Raw genomic sequence first — 26,645 nt, 5'->3', positions numbered from 1 at the left:
AGATAATAAGGCTGTAATCATCCAAGACTCTAAAATCACAAAATGAAAAGAATCTTTTTACATGAAAAATGCACAACTGAAATAAATTTAGTTAACCAAAAAAAAATCCTATTCGAAACAAATAGGATGTATTCTGCTAAATATTTTAATAAAATTACTTGTAGTTAATGAATTGCGAAGGATAATCTGTTTCAATAATATCTGGTCGAGAAATTAAATGCTGAATATAACCCCTTGCCCTTTCTATATCGGTTGGCAATTTATCCGTAGAAGGCGCAATGGCAATCATCACCATAACACCTTTTTTACGCAAATAAGCTATCATTTCTTTTTGTTCTTCTTTCACTTCCAAACCAATCCAAGCAATCATTCTATCATACGAAACATTTAGTTTCTCAAAACTTTCAACATCTTTCATCGAATGAAAAGGTTTCATAAACATTACATACTCAAGATGTTTTGCATAATAAGCAACCTCATCATCTTTTCGCAAACCTAAAACTACATTAGGATAAGGATTTTCTTTCAGAAATTTCACATAAGTTGCATACGGAACACCTTTATTATCCAATTGAAAAATAGTTTTTCCTTGACTCCAATCCAAAGCTTCTTTTAGTGTCGGAATTTTAAAATCAGTCAACTTTCCTTCCCTATCTTTTAATTTCGCATGTTTTATTTCAGCATAGGTATAATCTTTTACCTTTCCTTGCATATTTGTCGTACGATTCAAGGTATCATCGTGCATCAAGATAAGAACAGAATCTTTTGTAAGTTGAGGATCAATTTCGAAAAAAGAAGGCATAATCGATAAGGTTTTCTCGAAAGCCTCAATACTATTTTCTGGATAACCAGGCATCATTCCTCCTCTATGCCCCGAAATTATAATAGGTTTATTTTGATCTTGTTTGAAATAGGATTTCAACTCATCAAAATTCTTAATATCAACCGTGTACAATTGAGCATTAGCCACAGTAACTGTAGCTAAAACACTCAATAAACTAATTATTTTTTTCATGAAAATGATGATTAAAAACTATATCTAAATCCTATCTGAATTTGATATGGACTAAATGCATAATTTGTTTTTCCTGTATTGGTATTTACGTTGTAAACAAAATGTTTCTCTGTTGCATCAAAACTTTTGATTGAATAAATATTTTGCTTTCCGATACGTGGACCAACGCCCCAATCTTTACTTAATAAGTTTGCAACATTGAAAATATCTAAGCCAACTTCAAATTTATGTTTCTCGATAATATTGAACTTCTTTGTTAAACGCAAATCAAACGTTCCAGCAAACCCATTAATACCTCCATTTCTTTCTGCTATTTTTCCAAAACTTTTGCGGATATAATCTTTTGTATGTTTTTCTACTTCTGGATTATCTAAAATTGCCTGAATTCCTTTCTTTAAATAATCTGGTGTTGAAGCACTATTTGGATCATAGATATAAGCCAAATCATTCGAATTCACAAAATCTCCATTCATGTGAAAGAGTTAAACAAAAAGAGAATCAATTATGATTCTCTTTTTTGTTTATTAAAATTTAATCTAAATCGTCTAATACAGATTTTAAGATATCACAACCTTTTATAATATCTTCATCCGAAATATTAATTGGCGGTGTAATTCGTAAATTCTCGATGCTATACATTAAAAAGAAAAGAATCAAGCCTCTATTCATACATTCTTGCTGAACGCGCAACGTATATTCTGGCGATGATAACTCAGGAGCTAACATCAAACCTTTTCCGTGAATTTTCTTAATTTTTGGATGCTGAAGATTTTCTCTGAATAATTGTTCTTTACGATCAATATCATCCATTAATTTCTCATCTTCTATAACATTTAGTAATTCTAAAGCTGCAGCTGCAATCACAGGATTTCCTCCGAAAGTCGTAATATGTCCCAATTGAGGATTTTGTTTCAACGAACTCATAATTTTATCAGAAGTCATAAACGCACCAACAGGCAAACCGCTCGCCATGCCTTTTCCCATTGCCACAATATCTGGTACAACTCCAAAATGCTCGAAACCAAACAATTTCCCTGTACGTCCAAATCCTGGCTGAATTTCGTCCATAATCAATAATGCACCAACTTCTTCGCAACACTTTTTCAACTTGATAAAGAAATCATTTTCTGGTAATCTAAAACCAGAAGCACCACGAATACTTTCTACAATAACACCAGCCGTTTCTTTGGTAATTTTTTGTAAATCTTCTTCGTTATTAAAATCGATGAAATAAACTTCTGGTAACAATGGTCGGAAAGCAGCTTTCTTACGTTCATCACCCGAAACACTTAATGAACCATGTGTGTTCCCATGATAGGCATTACGAAAAGAAATCAATTGACGACGACCTGTAAAACGTTTCGCTAATTTAAGCGAAGCTTCAATCGCTTCTGTTCCAGAATTCACCAAATAAACTTGATCCAATCCTTCTGGTGTTAAATCAACCAATCGCTTGCATAATTCGACTGGTTTTTCTTGCGCATATTCACCATAAACAGCGACATGCATATATTTGTTTACCTGATCTATAATCGCTTGATTGATACGCGGATGGCTATGTCCAAGTGTATTCACCGAAACGCCAGCCACAAAATCAAGATAGGCTCTTCCATCCTTTCCATAGATATAAGAGCCCTTTGCGTAATCGACTTCAAAACCAGATGCAAAATTTGTTGTTTGCGCCTGATATTTGAAAAATCCTTCTTTTAATGTTCCCATTTTATTTTAATAAAAAAAGCACAGCTGCACCGCCCATTGCATACGCTGCAACAGTAAGAGCATCTGATTTACCTTTCGAAAATTTTCTTATTTTGAACGATGAAATATCATTTTTATGAAACTTCAATTCTTTTTCTGTTCCTTTTACAACAGCATATAAGGTATCAGCTTTCCATTGCTTTGCCTCTATTGTATATTCTTTTCCTTGCGCATCTACTTTATAAAATTGATCGGGTTTGATAACATCCGAAATTTTAATTGTAGAAGGATCTATCACTACTTTCTCTTCTTTATTCTCTTGTTTTTTAGCTTTTAATGCAGCTAATTCTTCTTTACTTTCTGAAAGAGATGAACTAATTGCATTTTCATTAGGACTTTTGCGTTCTCTTCTCAATTCAACAATATCAGCTCTGGAACGACTTCTTTCATTAGAGTTAGCCGTCTGATTATTGCCTTTAGACATTTCCAAAGCATATTCCTCAGGATCAAAAGCTTTGTATGTATAACAACTTGATAATAATAGAATAGATAATATGATAGATGTAGTTTTCATTTATAGTTTTAGAAATTAAACGATTAATTTATGAAAAGATTATTTCGATTCGATAAAAATATCTCGCCAAGTATTTAATCGCTCAGAAATTCGCCATTTAAAATCGGGTAAATAACGCATTTCTTCAGGAAATTTAGACAATGGATACATTTTTCCGTCCGATTTTATGCGACATGCAACCAATTCAACATCTTTTCCTACAACATCAACTTCTATAATTCCGCAATAAGAAATATTAACTCCATAACGTTCTTTCACTTTCGTTTTTTGATCCGTATCATCCATGTACGTCAACGCAACAGCATTTTCTTCTACATTTATAAAATCAATTTTATCATCCTGAAAAAGAACAGTTAAATATTTTCCTTTGATTTGATGATATTCATTTTCCACAAGCGAATCCACTTTAGCAATCACAAAAGCATTATTAAACACTTTCATCGAGTCTAATTTTTCTGTTTTCGCATTTGTATACGCTTCGATATAATCTCCTGTAACTTGGTTATCACCAGAAAATAAAATTGGATCTTTGTAAAATTGCATCAATCCTTTAGTTTGATTGTACACCAAAGAATCTGCTTTTCCATTCGCATTCGATTTGTAAAAACGCGCTTTATGAAAAGCTTTCACCAATGAAGTCGAATCAACATCGTGACGTTTTACCGCCAACAAAGTATCAGCACTTATGTAAAGCGAATCTTTATCAAACGCTTTCACAGCATACGCGTTCTTCGTTACAAAAGCCGAATCTAAGTATTTAAAAGCTTCTCCGTAATCACCTTTCAAAAATCTTTTTTCTAATGGATCATCCAAAAAAACATCGCCTTCACCTTTACCAAAACCTGTTTTATCGTTGAAATAAAGTTTTTTAGCCGTCAACGTTTTGTTTTGATAATAAACTTTTGAATTTCCTCTTAACCAAGCTTCACCTGTTTTTTTATTAAAATCTCCATCCGAAGTAATGATATATTGTGATGGATCATTTCGACGTGTAATTTTAGAATAATCGCGGAAAGTTGTAATTCCCGTAATATCATTCGTCGTCATTTTTCTCGAATAAATCGTATAATCTTTATTCGTAATAAAAACTTCTGAACCAAAATTTGCCGATTTAGACTTTACATTATACACAACATTTCGTCCTTCGACTAAAGTTCCATCAGAACCAATTGTTTTGTAAGTATCATTTACAATAATATTTCCTGTCAATCGTTCGTAAATCATTTTCTCAGAACTTATTTGTTGCGTAGGTGTCTTCACTTCTACTTTCCCAATACCAGTCGCAATCTCGGTTGTACGATTATAATCCATATAATCTGCCGTAATACGAGAACTTGGATCAGTCAACACCACATCTTTGAAAGCTTTTGCAATTGTTGTGTTTCCGTCATACTCCATTTTATGCGCCGTAATTGTTTTGTCTTTGCTCACCAAACGTGCATTCGACCAAACAACAGCCAAGTTTTTATCACGATACAAAACCGCACTATCAGCCGAAATTACATCACCTTTATATTCGATTACAACATTTCCTGATAAAAAATCATTTCCCTCAAAACGTTTCGGATCATGTTCTACTAAATCAGCATGCCTTAGATTAACTTTTTCTTTTTTAGGTTTCTGTTGCGCAAAAGCACTTATCGTCATAAAACATGAAAGTAAAAAAGCAACTTTCAAACCTGTTTTATTTTTATTTATATAATTAATTAACAATTACTTAATGTTTTTATTTAATCTCTATTTCACTTCAAAAAAGTGTTAGCCAAAATTAGTATTATTTTTTTAGTCCTAAAAATTAATTATTACGTTAAAACGTGCTTGAATACTTAAAATTTTCATAATGTTTTAATCAATATGATAGATTTTTAAGTCTTAATTTGATTAAAAAAATAACTATTATTCATAAAATTCAATTTTAAAATTCTTAACTTCATATTCAATTTTATAAATCTATTAAATGCCTCAATATCAAAATGTATTAGATAGTCCAAATACCAATACTATTTTTATGGTTTGGAATTTCAAGGAGAATACGACTTACAAAGATGCTTTCAAAAAGCTTTGCGCTTTAATTATCAATCTCAATCATTCAGCCAATACACGTTTTCCGAAAACGCAATCGAGCGTTATTTTAGGAATTAGTCACGATGCTTGGATAAAATTAAATTTACCAAAACCTTTGCCGAAAGAATTAAAACCTTTTGTTGCCATTAAAGGAGAAAAGCATGAAGCCGTTTCTACAAAAGGCGATATTCATTTTCATATCCGCTCTACGCAACAAAGCTATTGCGTTGATATTGTTTCTAATTTGACTGATTTATTGAATGATGTTGCTACTTGTCAAGAAGAAATTCATGGTTTTAGATATTGGGATGGTCGTAGTATTTTAGGTTTTGTTGATGGAACTGAAAATCCACAAGGTAACGAAAGAATAAATTTTGGTTTGATTGGCAATGAAGATTCTGCTTATACAAATGGAAGTTATTTATTTGTGCAAAAATACATTCATGATATGCAAGCTTGGAAAGATTTACCAATTTCTGAACAAGAAAAAGTAATTGGAAGATCTAAAGTTGATGATATTGAAATGAATGACGATGAAAAACCCTCGAATTCACATTCTGCATTAGCAAATGTTGGAGATGACAAAAAAATTGTTCGCGATAATATGCCTTTTGGAAATATGTCGACAAATGAAATGGGAACCTATTTTATTGCTTATGCTAGAAAGTTTAGCATTGTAGAAGAAATGTTAGAACGCATGTTTGTTGGTGAACCTATCGGAAACTATGATCGAATATTAGATTTTAGTAAAGCTAAAACTGGAACTTTATTTTTTGTTCCTTCTTTTGATTTGTTAGATCAATTTTCTAATTAAAAATAACAAAAAAGACCTTTTACGAAATCGTAAAAGGTCTTTTGATTTTATAAAATCAAGGTTATTTATTCTTACGAGTTCCGTAAAAATATAATGAATGATTATCAATTTTGATATCAAAAATATCTTCTATCGTTTGTTTGATAGATTGGATTCTTGGATCACAAAACTCCAATACTTCTCCTGTATCAGACAAAATAATATGGTCATGATTTTTGTCGAAATATGATTTTTCGTAATGCGCTTGTTGATCTCCAAACTGATGTTTACGCACCAATTTTGCTTCCATCAAAAGCTCGATAGTATTGTATAAAGTAGCACGACTAACGCGGTATTTCTTATTTTTCATTTTGATATACAACATATCAATATCAAAATGATCATCTGTAAAATAAATTTCCTCTAAAATAGCATAACGTTCAGGTGTCTTACGATGTCCATTGTCTTCCAAAAAATTCGTAAACACTTGCTTTACTATTTCGTAATTACTTGATTTTACTGATTCGTCTGTCATATAAAAAATTTGTGTAAATATACAGAATATTTCCTTATCAATGTAACGAAACAACTTTCAATTCGTACGTTTTTTCTATCTCTTGATAGTAAATCTTTATAACAACGTATAATTAACAATATATCTATATAAGAAAACGTATAATCTTTCAAAATTATTTTATCCTTTACACCACAAAGGTTAACTTTGCACACGATGGAAGAAAATTATTTAGAAAAACTGAACGAACCACAGCGTTTGGCTGTAGAAGCTACCGAAGGTCCAGTAATGGTAATTGCGGGTGCGGGTTCTGGAAAGACGAGAGTGTTAACTTATCGCATTGCTCATTTACTAAATAAAGGAGTTGATGCTTTCAATATATTGTCTTTAACATTTACCAATAAAGCTGCCCGAGAAATGAAAGAACGTATCGGACATGTGGTTGGTGAAGCGAATGCAAAAGCACTTTGGATGGGAACCTTCCACTCTGTTTTTGCGCGTATTCTACGTGTTGAAGCTCCGCTTTTAGGTTATCCATCAGATTTTACAATTTACGATCAACAAGATGCAGTTTCTGTAATGACAAAGATTATTAACGAAATGCATTTAGATAAAGATATTTACAAAGCAAAACAAGTTTTGGGACGTATTTCTCAATACAAAAATAACTTGATTACAGTTAGAGCTTATCACAATAATCAAGCTTTAATTGAAGCAGATAATGAAGCAATGCGCCCTCGAATGGGTGATATTTACAGAGCTTATGTAGATCGTTGTTTCAAATCTGGCGCAATGGATTTTGATGATTTATTGTTACGTACCAACGAAATTTTGACGCGTTTTCCTGAGGTTTTAGCAAAATATCAAGAACGTTTCAAATACATTATGGTAGATGAGTACCAAGATACCAATCATTCTCAATATTTGATTGTAAAAGCATTGGCTTCTCGTTACGAAAACCTATGTGTAGTTGGTGATGATGCGCAATCTATTTATGCTTTCCGTGGTGCAAATATTCGAAATATTTTATCATTCAAATCCGATTATCCTGATGCGAAATTGTATCCATTGGAACAAAATTACCGTTCGACGCAAATGATTGTGGAAGCTGCGAATCAGATTATCAAACAAAATCAAGATCAATTAGAAAAAAATGTTTGGACTGCGAATGAAACTGGTGAAAAAATAGCCGTTTATCGTGGACTTTCTGATGCTGATGAAGCGCGTTATATTGCAACGCAGATATGGGAAAGACAGATAAATGAACATCTTCAACCAAAAGATTTTGCTATTCTTTATCGTACAAATGCTCAATCTCGAGCATTAGAAGAAGCCTTGAGAAAAAGAGGAATTCAGTACCGTGTTTATGGCGGAACATCTTTCTATCAACGCAAAGAGATTAAGGATATGGTTGGTTATATGCGATTATTGATTAATCAAAATGATGAAGAAGCTTTATTGCGAACAATCAATTATCCGGCACGTGGAATTGGTCAAACGACTATTTCAAAACTTTTGGTTGCGGCAGATCAACATCAAATTAGTTTATTTTCTTTGATTGAAAATATTGCGATGTATGCTCCAACCATTGGAATAAATGCAGGAACATCAAACAAATTGAATGATTTTGTGTTGATGATTAAGCGTTTCCAAGTGATGCTAAAATCACATGATGTATATGAAGTAACAATGGAAATGGCTAAAACAACACAATTGTTGAATGCGTTGAAAGAAGATTCTACACCAGAAGGTGTTTCTCGCTTAGAGAACGTTCAAGAGTTGTTAAATTCGATCCAAGGTTATGTCGAAGAACAACAACAATTAGACGAAGGAGATGCTTCTTTAGGAGGTTTCTTAGAAAATATTGCTTTAGCAACTGATGCGGATAACGAAGAAGATGACGATAATAAGGTCAATTTGATGACGGTCCACTTAGCAAAAGGTTTAGAATTCCCTGTTGTATTTATTGCAGGTTTAGAAGAAAATCTTTTCCCTTCTATGATGAGTGTTAACACGCGCGCTGAATTAGAAGAAGAACGTCGCTTATTTTATGTTGCCTTAACACGCGCTGAGAAAGTGGCTTATATGACCTATTCTGTTTCACGTTTTCGTTGGGGAAAAATTATCGATTGTGAACCTTCTCGTTTCTTAGAAGAAATTGATGATAGTTTCTTAGAATGGAAAAATCTGAATATTTCTGCAAGAGCTTCTAATAATAGTGGATTATCGGCTGATTTATTTGGAGATGAACCAACACCACAAAACTATCAACAACGAGAAAAATCAGTTGCAAGACCAAATCCAAGAGCTCGTGTAGAACCAGCTCAACCAAGGTCAAATTTCAAACCACTAAATCAAACAAAAAGTAACGCTTCATCAACAGCAAATGCACAAGGTTTGCAAGTTGGTCAAGTTGTTGTTCACGATCGTTTTGGACGAGGAATTGTGAAAGATTTGCAAGGAGAACCATCAGATATGAAAGCAATTATTCATTTTGATAATGCAGGAGAAAAAAAATTACTCTTAAATTTTGCAAAACTAAAAATCATTCGATCATAATAAAAAAACAGAAAAAGGTTACAGTAATTTGTAACCTTTTTTATTTATATTTAACTAATTACATACCTTTTATCAAACTAAAGGTTTAAATAAGATATCTTCAAAATTTAGAATAAAATTCTTGCTTGTATTTATTTTTTCGAATAAATAAACAGATTAAATCTTATAATTAAGATTTTTTTAGCATTTTAGCACCACAAATAAACACAAGAACAAAATTTTTTACTCAAATGGATGATATCATCAATCTAATAAGTAACTACGTCTGGTCATATGCCTTGATTGGACTTTGCGCTTTAACAGGAATTTACTTCTCTATTCGCACCGGATTTTTACAAATAGTCTACATAAAAGACATGGTTCGCTTGCTATTTAGTGGCGAAAAATCGGACAAAGGAATCACACCTTTCCAAGCTTTTTCTTTAGCAATTTCTGGTCGTGTCGGAACTGGAAACATTGTTGGTGTTGCAACTGCAATCGCAATGGGAGGCCCTGGAGCAATTTTTTGGATGTGGTTTATCGCATTTTTAGGAAGTGCATCTGCATTCATAGAATCTGCATTAGGACAGGTCTACAAGCAAGAAATCGATGGAGAATATCGTGGAGGTCCTTCATACTACATCGAAAAAGGTTTAGGAATCAAATGGTACGCGGTTTTGTTTGCAATCATTACAATTATGAGTTGTGGATTATTATTACCAGGCGTTCAGTCGAATAGTATTTCATCTGCTTTGAATAACGCGTTTGATATTCCTATTTATAATTTTGTAGGAATTCCAATCAACATTGTAGGATTCGTCATTATTGGATTATTAGCCTTGATTATTTTTGGAGGTGTAAAACGTTTGGGACAAGCTTCTGAATTTATCGTTCCTTTTATGGCAGGCGCTTACATCTTAATGGCAATCATTATTATTGGAATGAATATCCATCAAGTTCCATCAGTTTTACGATTAATTTTTTCATCAGCTTTCAATCAAGAATCACTTTATAGTGGTGTTTTTGGATCTGCAATTGCTTGGGGAATAAAACGTGGAATTTATTCTAACGAAGCTGGTCAAGGAACTGCTCCTCATGCGGCTGCGGCTGCGGAAGTAAACCATCCTGCACAACAAGGTTTGGTACAAGCTTTTTCTGTTTACATCGATACATTATTTGTATGTACTGCAACTGCTTTTATGATTTTATTTACAGGAAAATACAATGTGAATCACCCAGAAAAAGCGGGAAGTTTCATTACTCAAAATCTTCCTGGAGTAGATTATACAGGTTTTACGCAAGCAGCTGTTTCAAGTCATTTTCCTTCATTCGGAAATAGTTTTGTTGCAATTGCTTTGTTTTTCTTTGCTTTTACAACGATTATGGCTTATTACTATTATGCTGAAACGAATATTACATACATTTTCAAGAAAGGAAATAGAAAAGTATATGTATGGATTTTACGTATTTGTTTTTTAGGTGCTACGTATTACGGAACAATCAAAACTGCTGAAACTGCTTGGGCAATTGGAGATATTGGTGTTGGTCTGATGGCTTGGGTAAATGTTATTGCTATTTTATTATTAAGCGGAGTTGGGCTTAAGGTCTGGAAAGATTATAAAGACAAACGTAAAAAAGGAATTAAAAATCCTGATTTTAATCCTACAGAAATCGGAATTAAAAATGCTACTTTTTGGGAGAACAAAAATAAATAACACAAAAAAAACCACTTCGTTTGAAGTGGTTTTTTTGCTATTAAAAATTATGATTATTGGGCTTGAGTAAACTCTAAATTCACCAATAATTTTACTTTATCAGAAACCACTAATCCTCCAGCTTCTGTTACTTGGCTCCATCCTAATCCGTAATCTTTACGGTTGATTTCTCCTGAAAATTCGAATCCAGCTCTTTGTAATCCCCATGGATCAGTGATAACTCCACCAAAATCTGCATTTAATGTAATTGGCTGTTTTTCACCACGAATTTCTAAAGTTCCATTAATTTTTCCGTTTTGAATACCTGAAGTACTTTCAAATTTCATTTCTGGAAATTGCTCAGCAGCAAAGAAATCAGCTGATTTTAAATGTCCATCACGATCTGCATTTTTTGTATTGATTGAATCTACTTTTGCATCAAATTCAAATTTTGCATCAGAAAAATCATCTGAATTAGCTTCTACATCAGCATTGAAATGATCAAAATTTCCTGTTACTGTAGAAATTACCATGTGTTTTACTTTAAATTGGACTTCTGAATGAGAAGGGTCTAAATTCCATTTTGTTGCCATAATGTTTTGTTTTTATTTGTTATTTAAATTGATTTTATTTATCCTATTTTGAATGATAACATTCCTAATGATCCATAAATTAGTTTATCATTAAAAAGTGTTAGCTCCTCTTCTTTTCCTTGTAATGCTAATGCGTAAATAGCTGGCAAATAATGTTCCATAGATGGTACGGCGAGATTAAATGCGCTACCTTTTTGTACAAAATTGAACAATTCGTCGTGATTACCTGTTTGAACAATATTCTTGAATGTATCATTCACTTCATAAGCCCAATCATAACCAGCATTTGGCTCGCTCCAATTTAATGCTCTCAAATTGTGTACAACATTCCCACTTCCTACTATTAATATCCCTTTACTACGCAAAGCGTCTAATTCCTTCGCTAATTCGTAATGCTCTTTTGGCGTTTTATAAACATCCAAACTCAGTTCTATCATCGGAACATCTGCTTCTGGATACAAAAATTTAATCACACTCCAAGAGCCGTGGTCAAATCCCCACATTTTGTCTAAATCAACCTCTGTTGTTTTAATTAAATTTTTGACCTCTGTTGCTAATTCTGGACTTCCTGGCGCTGGATATTCAACATCGAATAAAGCTTGCGGAAAACCATAAAAATCGTGAATCGTTTTGGGTTGTTCTAAAGCCGTAACTTTAATCCCTTCGTTTCCCAATGTGCCGAAATACAAATAATCGCATTTGGTTTTGGGATTGTTTTTCCAATCTTCTTCCATCCTTCTACAAAAATATTTTCTTCGATTGCGTTCATCGGAGAGCCATGTCCTAAAAATAAAACTGGCATTTTATCAGTTGTAGAAAAACTTGAAGTAATTGATTTTAACGTATTGAAATCCACGATTTTTATAATATATTTTATTTATTATTATTTAGCTTTTGAAGCTGAAAATTCTAAGTTTGATGTTAATGTAACAACATCACCTACAACAGCTTCTGGGAAATTACCACCGATGTTAAAATCACTTCTTTTTACATTTCCTTTTACTGTAAATCCGTACGTTTTAACTCCGTTATTATTGATACTTCCGTTGTAAACTAATTTTAACGCAACTGGTTTAGTTACTCCGTTTAATGTTAAATCACCAATCATTTTAAATTGATTTCCTTTAACACGTGTGATTCCTTTTGAAGAGAATTCTAATTTTGAATTTTTTGCTGCATTGAAAAAATCTGCTGATTTCAAATGATTATCACGTGCTTCAACTCCTGTATTGATAGAGTTGATATCTGCAACTACATGAAATTTTGCATCGCTTAAATCTTCTTTTGTAAAGTTTAAATGAACATCAAAATTTTGGAATTGTCCTTCAACATCAGAAATTGTCATGTGCGAAACAGAAAAACCTAATTTTGAGTGTGCTTTATCATTTGTATAATTTTGAGCGAATGCAGACATTGAAGCTGCTGATAACATTAACGTGAATAATAATTTTTTCATAACGAATGATTATTTGATTGTTTTTAATTAATTATTTTGATAGGACAAATTTAGCTCAGACCTCAATGAGATTTCATTGACATAAGATAAGAAATTAAAAAACTTGATTTTTTCAACTAAAAAACAATCAGATTGTATCAATTAATATTCCAAAAAGTAAAGATTTTGAATTCGTTAACAATAAAAAAACACTTCAATAGAAGTGTTTAATATTATTTTACTGGACTAAAATACCAGTAGGTAGATGTTTTTTTATTCTCGACTTCCAAATATTCTGGAAATGCTTGTGGTAATAAATGTAATTCTTCCGATTTTTTCAAATCAGTTAGAATCTGACGTAAAGGATATCCTTTTTTACGATCGTGAGGAAAATATCCTTTTTCTATTAAGAAAGGCATCATGTCCTTCGTTTTTACACGTTCCAACTTATTTTCTGTTAAATAAGCCTGAATATCTTCGCTCATTTTTTTGACCACTTCGCGGTCTACTTTAATATATTCGTTTCTCTTCATATAATTTTACCAATTACCATTCATGTGCGTTAAAATCATAGGACCTTCAGAAGTTACCAAAACAGTATGTTCGTGTTGTGCAAAAACGCCAGGTGCATTTCCTATCATTGTCCAACCATCCGCTTGCTCAATTGCTTCGTAAGAATTTTCTGAAATAAAAGTTTCCAATGCAATAACTGAATTTTTACGGAATCGACGTTTATCATCTGGATCTCTGAAATTCATCAAATCTAACGGTTCTTCGTGCAATGAACGCCCTACTCCATGACCAGTTAAATTCTCAATCACATGATAATGATGTTTTTTTGCTTCTTTCTCAATAATTCCACCAATATCAGCGATTTTAACTCCAGATTTTACAGCCGCAATTGCTTTTTGAAGCGCAGAAATAGATGCATCAACAATTTTTTGATAACCATTCACATCTTCTCCAACAACAATAGAACCTCCATTATCAGCCCAAAAACCACCTAATTCTCCAGAAACATCAATATTAATCACATCTCCGTCTTTCAAAATTTTATCGGCTCTTGGAATTCCGTGACAAATTTCTTCATTCACGCTTAAGCAAGTATAACCAGGAAATTGATACGTCTCGAAAGGAGCTGATTTGCAACCAAATTTGTGCATAATCTTCGCACCAAAATCGTCCAATTCTTTTGTTGACATTCCAGGTTTTACATAATCTTTCATCTCTTTAAGAGTAACGGCTACAGCTTCGCTGACTTTTTTCATTCCGATTAACTCTTCTTCTGTCTCTATAATCATTGCTTAAATTCTATTGATTTCCTTTTCAGAAATCATTTGCAAATTTACGGGTATTTGTAACGATTATTTGCTTATTTTGATAGAAATTCGTGATTATTGTATGATAGATTATATTGTTGATTGATAAAGAAGTATATCAATCATAATGAAAACGACATTTCGCAATTTGAATTTCATCTTCTACAACACGATATATTAACCGATGTTCATGATCTATTCTTCTCGACCAAAATCCTGCATATTTATGTTTCAAAGCTTCTGGTTTCCCCAGACCATCAAAAGGATTTCGAGCAATACCTTTAATCAATTCATTGATCTTTTTAAATTTAGATTTATCTGTTTTTTGCCAATACAAATAATCTTCCCATGATTCATCAACAAAAACGATTTTCATCTATTCTTCAATTAACTCCTTTGTAAACGTTTTCTGAGTTTTTAATTTCTCAATTGCAGCATCCAAACGCTCTTCATTTTTGCGAGAAGAAAGCTCATGATTCGTAGCCATTAGCGAATTATACTCTTCTAATGACATAATAACAACACCAGAATTTTTTCCACGATTAATAATCAATGTTTCAAAATTATTCGTCACACGATCAAAATATTCTTTCATATCTTTTCTAAATTCAGAAATATTTGTTATCAACATATGTACAATATTTTGTACAAAAATAAGTATAATTAATTATAAATAAACTTGATTTATAAAGTTTTAGAAAATAAAAAAATCCGTCAAATGACGGATTTAAGGTTATATTTTTCTAACGATTAATCTGCATCATAGATTAATACTCGTTTTGCTAATTTATTTGGACCATTCAAAAACTCGATATGTTGTGGATGTTTTTGATACGTCTCAAATTGTTCCATCGTTTCGAAAGCTGCAAACAAAGAAAACGAATACGAAGCGTCGATAACATCTCTTTCGATATTTGCTGGTGTTCCAACATGAAAAAATACTGAAGGAGCAATTGGTTCTAAATCTTTCAAAGCTTGATGAAATGTATTCACTTCAGCTTCTGTAGCGTCATCTTTTAACCAAAATAGTACGTGGTGTGCTAACATAAATTTATATTTTAGTATGCAATTTGCATTTTTACTTTCTTATTTTTTACTTTTTGACCGTTCAATTTTTTCAATAAATCTGGAACTTTTTTACGGTTAATCGCAACATACAAAGTGGTATCTTTTACCTCAATAATTCCGACATCGTTTTTTTCTAAACCTCCTTTTTTGAACAAAAATCCAACAATATCAACTTTGTTTACTTTGTCTTTTTTTCCTGCAGAAATATAAATCGTTTGGTAAGGAGTACGTTCTGGAATTTTATATGTTCCACCTAAATTTTCGATTGGTAAATTTTCATTTACAAACGGAAAATGCTCTTCATTACTGATAATTAAATAAACAAAACCTTTCGCATTCATACGAGCTGTACGTCCATTTCTGTGGATAAAAGCAGCTTCTTTTGCAGGTAATTGATAATGAATAATCGAATCTACTTCTGGAATATCCAAACCACGCGCAGCCAAATCTGTTGTAATTAAAACTCGAACCGAATCATTTCTGAATTTCAGTAACGCACGTTCACGTTCGTCTTGTTCCATTCCTCCATGAAAACTTTCGCGTGCAATTCCTTTTTCATGCAACAAATTGCTAATACGATCAACTGCATCGCGGTGATTACAGAAAATCAACATGCGTTTGCTTCCAATTTTACAAATCAAATTGAACAATGTATCCAATTTTTCTTCAGAAATGGTATTCACCACTTTCATGTGTAAATCTGGTTTTACCTCGATTTGTTTCAGATAACTCACAATTTTTTCGTCATTCAATCCAACAAATTCTGGAATATTTTCCATTTCTGTAGCAGAAGTCAAAATACGTTGTTTCAAACCAGAAAGTTGCTCTACAATAAAGCTCATATCTTCTTGAAAACCTAATTCTAACGCTTTATCAAACTCGTCTAAAATTAAAGTTTGAACAGTCGAAGGATCAAAATTTTCGTTACGCAAATGATACGCAATACGTCCTGGAGTCCCAATTAATACAGCTGGAGCTTCTAACAAAGTATTTTGCTCAACTTTTGTATTGTGACCTCCATAACAACACGTTACTTTATAATCAGACTTCATCGATTTGAAAACTGTTTCGATTTGTAAAGCTAACTCACGCGCAGGAACTAAAATTAAGGTTTGAACACCTTTTACATCTGGATTTAAATCTCTTAAAGTCGGAAATAAAAACGCCAATGTTTTACCAGAACCTGTTGGTGATAATAGAATTAAATCTCGTTGATTTTCGGACATTTTGAATGCTGAACGTTGCATTGCATTCATATCTTTGATGCCCAAATTTTTATAAAGTAAATCGATTTGCATACTGCAAAAATAGTCTATTCTTTCGAATTAATCATTTTTTGACGCTGTAGAAATCTTATAATCTTCCATAAATTCGTCAAAAAGATTCATGATTTCGAAGTGATTTTTATCTAATGTATTTGCGTCAAACGAAACAACAGCACCATATATTTTATTCCAAAATCTCATGCGCGCTTGTAGGAATTTTTGAGATTCATTATTGATAAACTTATCAGCATCAACAACTTTTACATTGATGACACGTTGACGAGGTAATTTCAGTTCTTCAATTTCCAAGATTTTTCCCCATTCAATATAATTCAAATGATCCGTAGGTTTGTAAACAATTCCTTTTTTATCAATCAATAAAATCAATTGTTTTTTCATCAATTTTTTGATTGAAACGATGATGAATAGTAAACTTGGAACAAATAAAACTCCGCTTAAAATTTTTGCAGTTTGCGGAGAATTAACTTGATTGGCGTTTAGAAATAAATAAATTGAACAAGCAAAAAATAAAAGACTACCGAATAATAATCCCCAATTGCTTGTTTGTTTTGCGTAAACTTTAACTGAATTCAATTGATTTTGTTTTTACAAAAATATAGATTTTAATCTTAATTAAAGGTTATAAAAAAGAGTCTCAAAAAACTGAGACTCTTATTAATTATCCAAAAATTTCTTGGTATTGTTTCTTGTATTTTTCTAAAATGATTTTACGTTTAAACTTTAACGTTGGCGTCAACTCTCCTCCTTCTACAGTCATTTCATTTGGAATAGTTGCAATCTTTTTGATTTGCTCCCAATGTCCGAAATGATTATTCAGTTGATTGATTTCTTCTTCTAATTTCTTTTTGACAACATCACTTTTCTGAAATTCATCATGAGGAAGATTTACAATTTCCGAAGCATTTGACTGCGCCCATTTTTTGAGATTTGTATAACTCGGAACCACAAAAGCACCAGGAAACTTCTCGCCTTCTCCAACAACCATCAATTGCTCGATGAATGGCGATTCTACCATTTTCATTTCGATTTGTTGTGGAACAATATATTTTCCTCCCGAAGTTTTGTACATTTCTTTTTTACGGTCAACAATTTTCAAGAATTTATTGTCAACCCATTCGCCAATATCCCCCGTATATAACCAACCATCTCTGATTTCTTCGGCAGTTTTTTCTGGCAAATTATGATAACCCATCATCACAATATCACCTTTTACTAAAATTTCGCCATCATCGGCCAATTTTACTTCAACACCTTTCAGCGGAGGTCCAACAGTTCCAATCTTTTTTCCTCGACGAAAACAATTCACCGCAATTACTGGTGAAGCTTCTGTCAATCCATAACCTTCATAAATTGGGATTTCAGCGGCTAAAAATACGCGAACAATTCGTTGTTGAATCGCTGCACTTCCCGTTACAATTGCTTTTAATTCGCCTCCAAGTCCTTCGTACCATTTGTGTAAAACTAATTTTCTAGCAATTGCTAATTTCAAATTATAAATTGCCGAACGCTGATCGTCTTCTAACACAAACTCATCGCCAACTTTTACAGCCCAATCAAAAATAGATTTCTTAAAACCTGATAATTGCGCTCCCGTTTGCATGATTTTTTCATACACTTTTTCAATCACACGAGGAACAGCCGTAATCATATGCGGTTTGATTTCTTTTAAATTATCGCCAATCTTCTCCATCGATTCTGCAAAATATATCGAAATTCCCATGTACACATACAAGTACTGAATTGTTCGCTCATACGCATGACAAGCTGGAAGAAAGGTCAAAGCACGATCGTAAGGATCAAGTGGTGTTGAATATTCGCAAGCCATAACATCTGCAATAATATTTTTATGCGACAACATCACGCCTTTCGGATTTCCCGTTGTTCCTGATGTATAGATTAAAAAAGCTAAATCTTCGTGCTTTACATTTGCGGCACGTTTGTCTATTTCTTCTTGTTGAATTGTTTTTCCTTTTTCGATTAAAACATTCCAACTTTCGGTATTTTCAAACTCATCAATCGAGTACAATTGCTCTAATGAAGGCAATTTTGTTTTGAGTTGATTGATTCGCGTGTACAAATCGAGATTACTTGTAAAACACAATTTTATAGCCGAATCGCTAAAAATATATTCGTAATCGTTGTCAGAAATATTCGGATAAATCGCTACCACAACAGCTCCGATTTGTTGTATAGCATAATCTATCATATTCCATTCGACACGATTTTCTGAGATTAATCCCACTTTTTCACCTGGTTGAACTCCACAAGCGATCAATCCTTTTGAGATTGCATCAACATGTTCTAAAAAAGTTGTGGTTTTCATTGGTTTCCATTCTCCATTTTGTTTGGATACAAACATGGATAAATCAGGAAACTTCTCCAGCTGACGTTTTGGTAAATCAAAAATTCTGGTTGCTTCCATAGCGCACTTATAGTTTTGTAATTTTGAAAAGAATTCGTCGAAAATAACGTAAAATGATGAGTTTTTCAAAAATTTTATCCTCAACTTAAAAAGATTTATATTCGTCATAACTATTACAATTATGAAATATCTAATTTTTTTTCTCCTATTATTTTACTCTTGCAGCTCTGATTTTAAAAAGTCCTATAAAATTGGAGATATTAAATTATATGAATTACAATGTTCTGGACACTATTATTTGAGCACTGATAATTGTGATTGTAAACATTTACCAACTAATTATTTTACTCCCAAAGGTGGAAATGATTCATTTTTTGAATTATTCTTAAAAGAAAATAAAGGAAAACTTCAAGTTAATTCACTTTATAATGAATTTGAAACTCATGGAAACATCAAAGAGAAAGTAGATTTTATTCTATATACCGATAACGCTTCTTTTATGGATAGTATAAGAAAAGTAAATTATACTGTGATTCGAGGATATTCTAATGGAAGAATGAATCCATAAAAAATCCCTCAATTCATGGTGAATTGAGGGATTTTTTTATTTATAAATTTCGTCAATTTCTTTTTTATATTTTTCTGAAATGATTTTACGTTTCATTTTCAAAGTTGGCGTTAATTCTCCCGCTTCAATTGTGAATTCATAAGGTAATAAATGAAATTTTTTAATTTTTTCCCAATTTCCAAAATTGACATTTAATTTATTGATTTCATTTCCTATCAATTCATAAATTTTTGGATGCGTTAAAAATTCTTCAAGAGGTAAATTAATCAATGAAGATTCATTTGTTTTTGCCCAATCAATGCAGTTATCATATGAAGGAATAACCAAAGCAGCTGGGAATTTTCGTCCTTCTCCAACCACCATAATTTGTTCGATATAATTAGATTCTGAAAGAATTTTCTCAATTTGTTGCGGAACAACATATTTTCCTCCAGAAGTCTTGAACATTTCTTTTTTACGATCGATAATTTTTAAGAATTTATCATCAACCCATTCGCCAATATCGCCCGTATACAACCAACCATCTTTCAAAACTTCAGCAGTCGCTACAGGATTTTTATAATATCCTTGCATGATATTTTTTCCTTTTGCTAAGATTTCTCCGTCTTCGGCTAATTTAATTTCAATATCAATCAAAGGAATCCCTACAGTTCCGATTTTCATTCCACGTTTGATACAATTTACAGATAAACAAGGTCCAGCTTCTGTTAAACCATAACCTTCGTAAATTGGAATTCCGGCTGCTAAATACAATTTTAATAAACGAGTTTGTAAAGTTGCACTTCCCGATGCAATTCCTTTGACATTACCGCCAAGCGCCGCTTTCCATTTCGAAAAAATTAATTTTCGAGCAATGTTTAATTGAAATTTATACCAAGCCGAAAGCTTTGATTCATCTAAATCATACTGTTCTCCTAACGAAATTGCCCAAAAGAATAAAGCTCTTTTTACTCCTGTCAATTGTTCTCCAGTCGCCATTATTTTATCGTAAACTTTCTCTAAAACACGTGGAACAGCCGAAAAAATATGTGGTTGAACTTCTTTCATATCTTGCCCAATCGTATCCATTGATTGTGCAAAATAGATTGGTAATCCCATTTTGATGTACACGTATTGAAAGACGCGTTCATACGCATGACAAGCAGGTAAAAAAGACAACGCTTTATCATACGCTTTTACAGGAAAAGAATATTCGGAACTATTGACATCAGCCAATAAATTTTCGTGAGAAAGCATAACGCCTTTCGGGTTTCCTGTTGTTCCAGAAGTATAAATAAGAGTTGCTAAATCAGTTGGTTTTACATTGTCCATATTTGTTTGTAAAACCTCATCAGCAATAGAAATTCCTTTCGAAATTAGCTCAATCCAATTTGGTGTATGCGGATAAGTATTAAATGTATAAACTTGTTCAAGATTTGGAATACGATCTTTGATTCCTAATAATCGTTGATACAACGCATCATTGCTCACAAAACAAAGTTTGATTTCGGCATCATTTAGAATAAATTCGTAATCATTATCCGAAATATTGGGATAAATTGCCACAACAACAGCTCCAATTTGCTGAATTGCAAAATCTACTAAATTCCATTCTAAACGATTTTCGCTGATTAACGCAACTTTATCATTTTGTTGAACACCATTTGCAATCAAACCTTTCGAAATATTATTTACTCGATTGATAAAATCTGTTGTAGAAATTCCCTTCCATTCTCCTTTTTCTTTGTAATTAAAAATCGAAATGTTAGGTGTATTTTTTTCTTGAAATCGAGATAAATCGAATACTCTTTGTGGTTGTTTCATATTCTTGAAATAAGGATACAAATTTCTGCTAATTCTTTCTACTTTAGAAATTATTTACTCATTCTTTTCTCAAAAAAATTAAGTTTATTATCAATAAAAATCATTTTATTTTTTTGCAATAATTATACTATACTCTCTTTCAACTTTTTCGCCAGCTTTGCTAATTACACTTTCTGAAAATGTTTTTCTATTTTCAATAGAAAATTTAGCTGATTTCAATAGTTTTATCACTTCGTCTTCTGTGTATAAATTGAAGCCAAATTGAGTAAAAGGTAAAGTTTCCATAAATTCCTTTTTAGCAAAAGTAAGAGCAAATTCCCCATTGAATTTCAAGACTCTATAAATTTCACTCAAGAAAAATTTAGGATTTTTCCAAAAATAGATTGTATTCACTGTGAAAATTTTATCAAAACGTTTTTCATAAAAATGAATTCTTTCATCCATAATTATTTCAAATCTAATATTTGCATTCAAATAATCAGAATTGTTCGTGATAGCACTATTTTTCATGACCTGTGAAAGTTCTAAACCAATATATTCTAAATCCTTTGCTTGATTTAATACATAAGGTAAATGCTTACAATTTCCATGACCTAACTCTAATATTTGTTCTTTATTTTGTAATTGTAAATGATCTATTGTCGTTTTTATCATACCAAAATTACTTTCATTCATTTGCTCACCAACTTCAATTCCTTCGTCTCCATTTGGACAACTCAATTGTTCCGCAAGATTTTGTAAATCAATATTATTTTTCATTAAATTTATTTATATAGAATAATTCTAAATTAATAAATATTAATCATTGTTCGCGTGATTTTAATCATTTAAAAATTACATCTTACCTTTGAAAAATAGTAAAATAGATGAAGGATATTATACGAACTGAAGACGAAGATGATTTCAAATTGTTTTGTTTGGAATCTGTAGCAGATATTGAAGAGCAAAATGATTCGCAATTATTGGAATTTTTGGAACATTTGGCTCGAGAATTTCAGATTACAAATGTTTATAAAACGACTGATAGCTTTGAAGGTTTCGAAGAAAGTTTGACCAATCTTCTTTATCATGATAAATATTTTAGAGATTATAAAATCATTTATTTAGTTTTTGAAGGCGAAGGAAATCAAATTCAAATTGATGATTATTACTATAGTTTGGAAGAAGTAGCAGAAATTTTTCAAGGAAAACTAACCGATAAAATTGTTCATTTTGCAAATACAATGAGTTTAAATTTGGAAGACGAAAGTTTTCAATATTTTATTGATGTTACAGGAGCAAAAGCCTTATCTGGATATGTAAACCCTTCTCCAATTTTGAGTACAATTTTAGATCAATATTATTTTTGTTTAGCAAAAGAAATTGATGACGAAGAAGAGCTTGTACATGCATTGTTTCATAAACACGCCAATATATGCCTGAAATTAGGATTTAGATTGTATCATTAAAACATAAAACCTCTCAAGTTGAGAGGTTTTATGTTTTATTCTTAAACTATATTTTACATCGAATGCGCTTTATTTCCTTCGAAATGAATCATCCAAGGTGTTCCAAATTGATCAATAAAAGACGCATAAAGCTCAGCAAAAAACTGCTCAGCCAAAGGCATTTCTAACGATTTTGCATTTACCGAAAGACGATCATATAATTGATGCGCTTCTGCGGGATTATCAACATCAAGCATAATGTAATTATTGTTTCCAGCTTTGTATTGATGTCCAAATTCTTCAATAATATCAGAACCCATTAACATTGTTGTTTCATTAATAAACAATGCCACATGCGAAACTTTATCCTTTGCACTTTCTGGAATCTGAAATTCTGGATTTGGCGGCATATCTCCCATTTTATACATCCCAATATTTTGCGTTTCAAAAACAGTTTCATAAAACTGAAATGCCTTTTCGCAATCTCCGTTAAAATTTAAGTAAGCGTGTACTTTAGCCATAATATAGTGTTTTTTTGTGATTATTTTTTTAATATAATGGTTGACCATTTTCATCGGTTGTTAAAACCTCTGTCATATAATTCAAAAATGGTTGAAGAACCTGAATTGATTTCGCCACTTTCTGCGGAAAATCTTTTGCTAAAACTTCTTCATCCGTGAAATTCTTGATAAATAAATATTGCTTTTTACGCAACAATTCAATTCGCTCATGATCTTTCGAAAAACCTTTTGGAGCAGATTTCACTTCTTCTCCTTGCATTTCTCCAAACTCATTCATAATTGTTTTGGATTGAAGAATCTTCGCTAATTCATCCGAAACTTCAATATCTTTTCTAATACGAAGCAAATCATCGCGCTCTGGTCCCCCAAAAACCAACACCTATAAAATTATGATTCGGTTGAATATGGAAATAATACCCACCTCTATTAAGTGGCTTTTTGCGACCTGTTTGCGCAGAAAAATGAGTTTTATAAGGAGTTTTATCATGAGAAAAACGAACATCTCTATAAATTCTATAAATTTTAAGCGGTTCTAATTCTTCCTTTTTACTTAATTCTTGGTAAATCACATTGAAAATTGAATCTGCTTCAGCTTTCGCTGTATCAAATTCAACTTTATGTTCTGTAAACCATTCGCGGTTATTATTTTTTTCTAATTTTTTTAAAAATTTATCGATTTGTGACATGATTTATTTTTTTCGATTAAGTAGTACTTTTTCATAATTTTCTATCCATTGTTGTGGCGTAATTTTTTGCGCTAATTCTCCGATTAATTCAAACGGAATATCCTCTACTTTTTTGAAACGAATACAACTTTTTCCCATATCTAATTTACGTTTTGAGTATTTTGGATATTCATCAACAAACCAATTCAGCAATTTATTGTCCATATAAATTCCCATGTGATATAACGCAATGAAATTCTTTTGAGAAGCAATATTGATAAACGGCAACGGTGATTTCGGATCGCAATGATAACCATTCGGATAAAGTGAAAACGGTACAACAAACCCAAGATGACCATAGCTCAACTGCAACTCGAAACCAGTGGGTAATTTATCTGCCAAAATTTTAATTAATTTCTCAACAGCTTCTTTTCTTTCTACTGGAATTGACGTTAAATATTCTTCTAAATTTGCGACTTCATATTGCATTATTTTCGATATTTATCATTCAAACCTTTTCCTTCTAAAATCATAGGTTTTATTTTTTCGATGCGAGAAATTTTCGTTTTCTCTTGTTTTGCTTCATCAATATATTCGATGTATTCTTTTTGTCTTCCTGAAGTTAAAGCTTTAAATGAAGTAAATAATTTATTGTTTTGATTTAGAGTTTCTTTCAAAATCCCATCAACTTCTTTTGGTACAGATTTTTGAGGTTTTATTTCCTTTCCGTCTTTCACCAATTGAATCGCTTCTAAGACATATTCTCTTACTTTTTCGACATCAATTTCATCGGCAGAATTAAATCTCCATTGACGCAAAGCTTTCGTTTTTTCTTCATTCGCATTCACCAAAACTTTATATTGATCTTTCAAGAAAACGCCATTGTGAAACCACAACGCAAAATGATTTTTGAAACCACTAAATGCCAACACATTTTTCTTGTTAAACGTATAAATATCTCCACCCCATTTAAACTCTTTTACAAGTTCCGTTTCATTTACAACTTGTTGAATTTTCTCATTCGCTTCTGCCCAATTACCATTGTATTTCGTCCATTCTTCAGCTTTCTGATCTTTCATCAAACTAACTTTATACAACACAATTTCTCTCAATAATTTCTTCGGTAAAACTTTATCCAAGGGAAGTTGTATTGCACCTTTTGATGTTTTATAATCGGTTAAATTATTTTGAAAATGTTCGATTGTTTCAGCTCCAGGATAAATTCCTACATGATTTTTAAACATCGCAAAATGAATCACATTTCCATTCAAACGAAATGTTGGCATTTTATAATTAATCGTTTCTGTTGCTCTTGGTACAGTTTCGTGAATAATTTTTCTTATGTTTTCTAAAATCTCCTGTTTAGCTTGATCAAACCCAAGAATATATTCATCAATAGTTGTGAAATTATCTGCCATCATAATTAATCCTCGCAAATTTCTTTCAACTTGCGCAGTGCATTTATCCACATTTCTCTGACTTGAGCTTCTGGAAAAACCTGATCATCTATTTCTACCGAACAGGTTAATCGTGTATGACCTTCTACATCTTCCATTTTATAGGTTTCTTCTGTATTTTTCCACGCATCAATTTCTGGTCCATCAAAAATCTCTTGACCTTCTTCATTCAGCTTTCCTATATGACGCATTTTGATTGATTTTCCAATAATATTTTCATCTATTGTAGCAATCATCGCTGCCGAACCTTTCTCGGTATCATAAGTGAAATAAACATGAGAACCTTCGGACCAATCTCCTTTAAAATCTGAAGTTTCACTAAACGATTTCGTCCAAATTTTATACGAATCTGGCGCAATCATTACTTTATGCACATGTTTAGGCTGCGCATAAATTACTTCTGTAAACGATACTTTTTTCATATTTTAAGCATTTGCTAATCCAAAAACAGCTCCAGCAGAATCTTCTACAATTGCAAATTGAAGATTTCCTTCTTTATTTTTAATCTCATGAATAGATTTCCCTCCCATTTCCAACGCTTTTTGTAAACTTTCCGCAACATTTTCTACACTAATGTACATAATCCATTGCGAAGGAATTCCTTTATTCATACCACGTTTCGTACAAACTCCACCAGCCGCATTTTCTGGAGAAGACATCATTGCATAATCATTGTATTCTTCTTCGCCATCTTTCATCGCAACATTTTTGACTTCCCAACCAATCACTTCTTTGTAAAAATCTTTTAATTCAGTCGAATTTTCAACAGTTAAATCAGCCCAAACCATTTGACCAATTTTCGATTTATTTTCTTCCATCTTCTACTATTTTTATCGATTTGATTCAACATAATTTTTGAAACTATTCAAAATAGCTTGCCAACCTTGTTGTTGCATTTCAGTAGGATTCTGACTTTCTGGTTCAAATTTTTCTGTGATTTTGGTTAAATTATTTTCTTCATGAAAATTAATTTCAACCTTACGACCATCTGCAATGTAATAACGAATAAATTTATTTGGAATGATTTCATCATATTTAGCTTCAAATTCGAATTGAAAACTGCCATCTTTCGCAGCCATCGTACTCTTTAATTTTCCACCAACTTGCAAATCATTTTCTGCTTTCGGACAATGCCAATCATCAGAAGCTTGATTCCATTTTACAATATCTTCAGGAGAATTAAAAGCTTTCCAAACTTGATCTATTGGAGCATTTATTATTGTTTCGATTGTGATCATACGTATGTCTTTT

General features: G+C 32.0%; 29 protein-coding genes and 2 pseudogenes. 5 read left to right on the top strand and 26 right to left on the bottom strand.

Features of this window, described 5'->3' with window-relative positions; all coding sequences use genetic code 11:
* Positions 1–154 precede the first annotated feature (154 nt).
* From N5E64_RS03975 to N5E64_RS03955, 5 genes are read right to left on the bottom strand one after another with little or no spacing between them, the layout of a single operon-like run.
* On the bottom strand, positions 155–1,015 hold the full coding sequence (locus N5E64_RS03975) for a glycerophosphodiester phosphodiesterase family protein (RefSeq protein ID WP_280035851.1): 861 nt from the start codon (positions 1,013–1,015) through the stop codon (positions 155–157).
* A gap of 11 nt (positions 1,016–1,026) precedes the next feature.
* Positions 1,027–1,488 carry a hypothetical protein gene (locus N5E64_RS03970; RefSeq protein ID WP_280035849.1) on the bottom strand — a complete coding sequence of 154 codons (462 nt, stop codon included), beginning with the start codon at positions 1,486–1,488 and terminating at the stop codon, positions 1,027–1,029.
* 58 nt (positions 1,489–1,546) lie between these two features.
* Positions 1,547–2,734, bottom strand: a complete 1,188-nt coding sequence (locus tag N5E64_RS03965; protein WP_125349464.1) for an aspartate aminotransferase family protein — start codon at positions 2,732–2,734, stop codon at positions 1,547–1,549.
* 1 nt (position 2,735) lies between these two features.
* The gene (locus N5E64_RS03960; protein ID WP_280035847.1) at positions 2,736–3,287 is read right to left on the bottom strand and encodes a hypothetical protein; all 552 of its coding nucleotides are present in this window, start codon (positions 3,285–3,287) and stop codon (positions 2,736–2,738) included.
* A 39-nt stretch (positions 3,288–3,326) separates the two neighbouring features.
* Positions 3,327–5,000 carry an OstA-like protein gene (locus N5E64_RS03955; protein ID WP_280035845.1) on the bottom strand — a complete coding sequence of 558 codons (1,674 nt, stop codon included), beginning with the start codon at positions 4,998–5,000 and terminating at the stop codon, positions 3,327–3,329.
* A 244-nt stretch (positions 5,001–5,244) separates the two neighbouring features.
* On the opposite strand from N5E64_RS03955, the gene N5E64_RS03950 reads away from it, so the two are divergent.
* Complete coding sequence (locus N5E64_RS03950; RefSeq protein WP_280035843.1) at positions 5,245–6,165, top strand: Dyp-type peroxidase; 921 nt, start codon at positions 5,245–5,247, stop codon at positions 6,163–6,165.
* A 61-nt stretch (positions 6,166–6,226) separates the two neighbouring features.
* Here N5E64_RS03950 and N5E64_RS03945 read toward each other — a convergent pair whose 3' ends face one another.
* Positions 6,227–6,679 (bottom strand): Fur family transcriptional regulator, encoded by a 453-nt coding sequence (locus N5E64_RS03945; RefSeq protein ID WP_038331681.1) that lies wholly within the window; start codon positions 6,677–6,679, stop codon positions 6,227–6,229.
* 195 nt (positions 6,680–6,874) lie between these two features.
* Here N5E64_RS03945 and N5E64_RS03940 point away from each other — a divergent pair, with 195 nt between their 5' ends.
* Entirely contained in the window at positions 6,875–9,217 is a 2,343-nt protein-coding gene (locus N5E64_RS03940; protein WP_038331678.1) for an ATP-dependent helicase, read from the top strand.
* A 230-nt stretch (positions 9,218–9,447) separates the two neighbouring features.
* Positions 9,448–10,911: a sodium:alanine symporter family protein gene (locus N5E64_RS03935; protein ID WP_125349461.1), complete on the top strand. Its 1,464-nt coding sequence runs from the start codon at positions 9,448–9,450 to the stop codon at positions 10,909–10,911.
* A gap of 53 nt (positions 10,912–10,964) precedes the next feature.
* Here the strand turns inward: N5E64_RS03935 and N5E64_RS03930 are convergent, their stop codons facing one another.
* From N5E64_RS03930 to N5E64_RS03880, 11 genes and pseudogenes are all read right to left on the bottom strand, one after another.
* Complete coding sequence (locus N5E64_RS03930) at positions 10,965–11,483, bottom strand: YceI family protein (protein WP_125350085.1); 519 nt, start codon at positions 11,481–11,483, stop codon at positions 10,965–10,967.
* A gap of 38 nt (positions 11,484–11,521) precedes the next feature.
* A pseudogene (ygiD, locus tag N5E64_RS03925) lies at positions 11,522–12,339 on the bottom strand (4,5-DOPA dioxygenase extradiol).
* 27 nt (positions 12,340–12,366) lie between these two features.
* The gene (locus N5E64_RS03920; RefSeq protein ID WP_280035836.1) at positions 12,367–12,939 is read right to left on the bottom strand and encodes a YceI family protein; all 573 of its coding nucleotides are present in this window, start codon (positions 12,937–12,939) and stop codon (positions 12,367–12,369) included.
* A 212-nt stretch (positions 12,940–13,151) separates the two neighbouring features.
* A complete protein-coding gene (locus N5E64_RS03915) occupies positions 13,152–13,451 on the bottom strand; it encodes a hypothetical protein (protein WP_038331664.1) in 300 nt (99 codons plus the stop codon).
* A 6-nt stretch (positions 13,452–13,457) separates the two neighbouring features.
* The gene (gene map, locus N5E64_RS03910; RefSeq protein WP_115000652.1) at positions 13,458–14,219 is read right to left on the bottom strand and encodes a type I methionyl aminopeptidase; all 762 of its coding nucleotides are present in this window, start codon (positions 14,217–14,219) and stop codon (positions 13,458–13,460) included.
* Between the two features lie 136 nt (positions 14,220–14,355).
* Positions 14,356–14,613 (bottom strand): Txe/YoeB family addiction module toxin, encoded by a 258-nt coding sequence (locus tag N5E64_RS03905; RefSeq protein WP_125350082.1) that lies wholly within the window; start codon positions 14,611–14,613, stop codon positions 14,356–14,358.
* Positions 14,614–14,868, bottom strand: a complete 255-nt coding sequence (locus tag N5E64_RS03900) for a type II toxin-antitoxin system Phd/YefM family antitoxin (RefSeq protein ID WP_280035831.1) — start codon at positions 14,866–14,868, stop codon at positions 14,614–14,616. It lies immediately after the preceding gene.
* Between the two features lie 119 nt (positions 14,869–14,987).
* Complete coding sequence (locus tag N5E64_RS03895; RefSeq protein WP_221855064.1) at positions 14,988–15,284, bottom strand: Dabb family protein; 297 nt, start codon at positions 15,282–15,284, stop codon at positions 14,988–14,990.
* An 11-nt stretch (positions 15,285–15,295) separates the two neighbouring features.
* On the bottom strand, positions 15,296–16,603 hold the full coding sequence (locus N5E64_RS03890) for a DEAD/DEAH box helicase (RefSeq protein WP_280035829.1): 1,308 nt from the start codon (positions 16,601–16,603) through the stop codon (positions 15,296–15,298).
* A 27-nt stretch (positions 16,604–16,630) separates the two neighbouring features.
* Entirely contained in the window at positions 16,631–17,164 is a 534-nt protein-coding gene (locus N5E64_RS03885; protein WP_180906720.1) for an STM3941 family protein, read from the bottom strand.
* An 85-nt stretch (positions 17,165–17,249) separates the two neighbouring features.
* Entirely contained in the window at positions 17,250–19,013 is a 1,764-nt protein-coding gene (locus N5E64_RS03880; RefSeq protein ID WP_280035825.1) for a long-chain fatty acid--CoA ligase, read from the bottom strand.
* A gap of 121 nt (positions 19,014–19,134) precedes the next feature.
* Here N5E64_RS03880 and N5E64_RS03875 point away from each other — a divergent pair, with 121 nt between their 5' ends.
* A complete protein-coding gene (locus N5E64_RS03875) occupies positions 19,135–19,521 on the top strand; it encodes a hypothetical protein (RefSeq protein WP_280035823.1) in 387 nt (128 codons plus the stop codon).
* 36 nt (positions 19,522–19,557) lie between these two features.
* Here the strand turns inward: N5E64_RS03875 and N5E64_RS03870 are convergent, their stop codons facing one another.
* Positions 19,558–21,324: a long-chain fatty acid--CoA ligase gene (locus tag N5E64_RS03870; RefSeq protein ID WP_280035822.1), complete on the bottom strand. Its 1,767-nt coding sequence runs from the start codon at positions 21,322–21,324 to the stop codon at positions 19,558–19,560.
* A 105-nt stretch (positions 21,325–21,429) separates the two neighbouring features.
* Complete coding sequence (locus N5E64_RS03865) at positions 21,430–22,083, bottom strand: class I SAM-dependent methyltransferase (RefSeq protein ID WP_221855054.1); 654 nt, start codon at positions 22,081–22,083, stop codon at positions 21,430–21,432.
* Positions 22,084–22,190: 107 nt separating this feature from the next.
* On the opposite strand from N5E64_RS03865, the gene N5E64_RS03860 reads away from it, so the two are divergent.
* Positions 22,191–22,772, top strand: a complete 582-nt coding sequence (locus N5E64_RS03860; protein ID WP_125350076.1) for a DUF6642 family protein — start codon at positions 22,191–22,193, stop codon at positions 22,770–22,772.
* A gap of 53 nt (positions 22,773–22,825) precedes the next feature.
* Here N5E64_RS03860 and N5E64_RS03855 read toward each other — a convergent pair whose 3' ends face one another.
* The 7 genes and pseudogenes from N5E64_RS03855 to N5E64_RS03825 form a co-directional block, all read right to left on the bottom strand.
* Positions 22,826–23,272, bottom strand: coding sequence for a VOC family protein (locus N5E64_RS03855; RefSeq protein WP_038330748.1), 447 nt, complete (start codon positions 23,270–23,272; stop codon positions 22,826–22,828).
* A gap of 28 nt (positions 23,273–23,300) precedes the next feature.
* Positions 23,301–23,958: pseudogene (locus N5E64_RS03850) on the bottom strand (DUF2461 domain-containing protein).
* A gap of 3 nt (positions 23,959–23,961) precedes the next feature.
* Positions 23,962–24,426: a DUF1801 domain-containing protein gene (locus N5E64_RS03845; RefSeq protein WP_038330627.1), complete on the bottom strand. Its 465-nt coding sequence runs from the start codon at positions 24,424–24,426 to the stop codon at positions 23,962–23,964.
* The gene (locus tag N5E64_RS03840) at positions 24,426–25,406 is read right to left on the bottom strand and encodes a DUF1801 domain-containing protein (protein ID WP_280035817.1); all 981 of its coding nucleotides are present in this window, start codon (positions 25,404–25,406) and stop codon (positions 24,426–24,428) included. The genes N5E64_RS03845 and N5E64_RS03840 overlap by 1 nt, the downstream gene beginning before the upstream one ends.
* Entirely contained in the window at positions 25,361–25,816 is a 456-nt protein-coding gene (locus tag N5E64_RS03835) for a hypothetical protein (RefSeq protein ID WP_280035816.1), read from the bottom strand. The genes N5E64_RS03840 and N5E64_RS03835 overlap by 46 nt, the downstream gene beginning before the upstream one ends.
* Before the next feature lie 3 nt (positions 25,817–25,819).
* Positions 25,820–26,212 (bottom strand): VOC family protein, encoded by a 393-nt coding sequence (locus tag N5E64_RS03830; RefSeq protein WP_280035814.1) that lies wholly within the window; start codon positions 26,210–26,212, stop codon positions 25,820–25,822.
* A gap of 12 nt (positions 26,213–26,224) precedes the next feature.
* On the bottom strand, positions 26,225–26,632 hold the full coding sequence (locus tag N5E64_RS03825; protein WP_125350071.1) for an SRPBCC family protein: 408 nt from the start codon (positions 26,630–26,632) through the stop codon (positions 26,225–26,227).
* Between the last annotated feature and the right edge of the window lie 13 nt (positions 26,633–26,645).

The organism is Empedobacter sp. GD03739 (genome assembly GCF_029843245.1).
In the GTDB taxonomy this organism is placed as follows: Bacteria; Bacteroidota; Bacteroidia; order Flavobacteriales; family Weeksellaceae; genus Empedobacter; species Empedobacter falsenii_B.
This window is presented reverse-complemented; position numbering and strand designations above follow the sequence as displayed.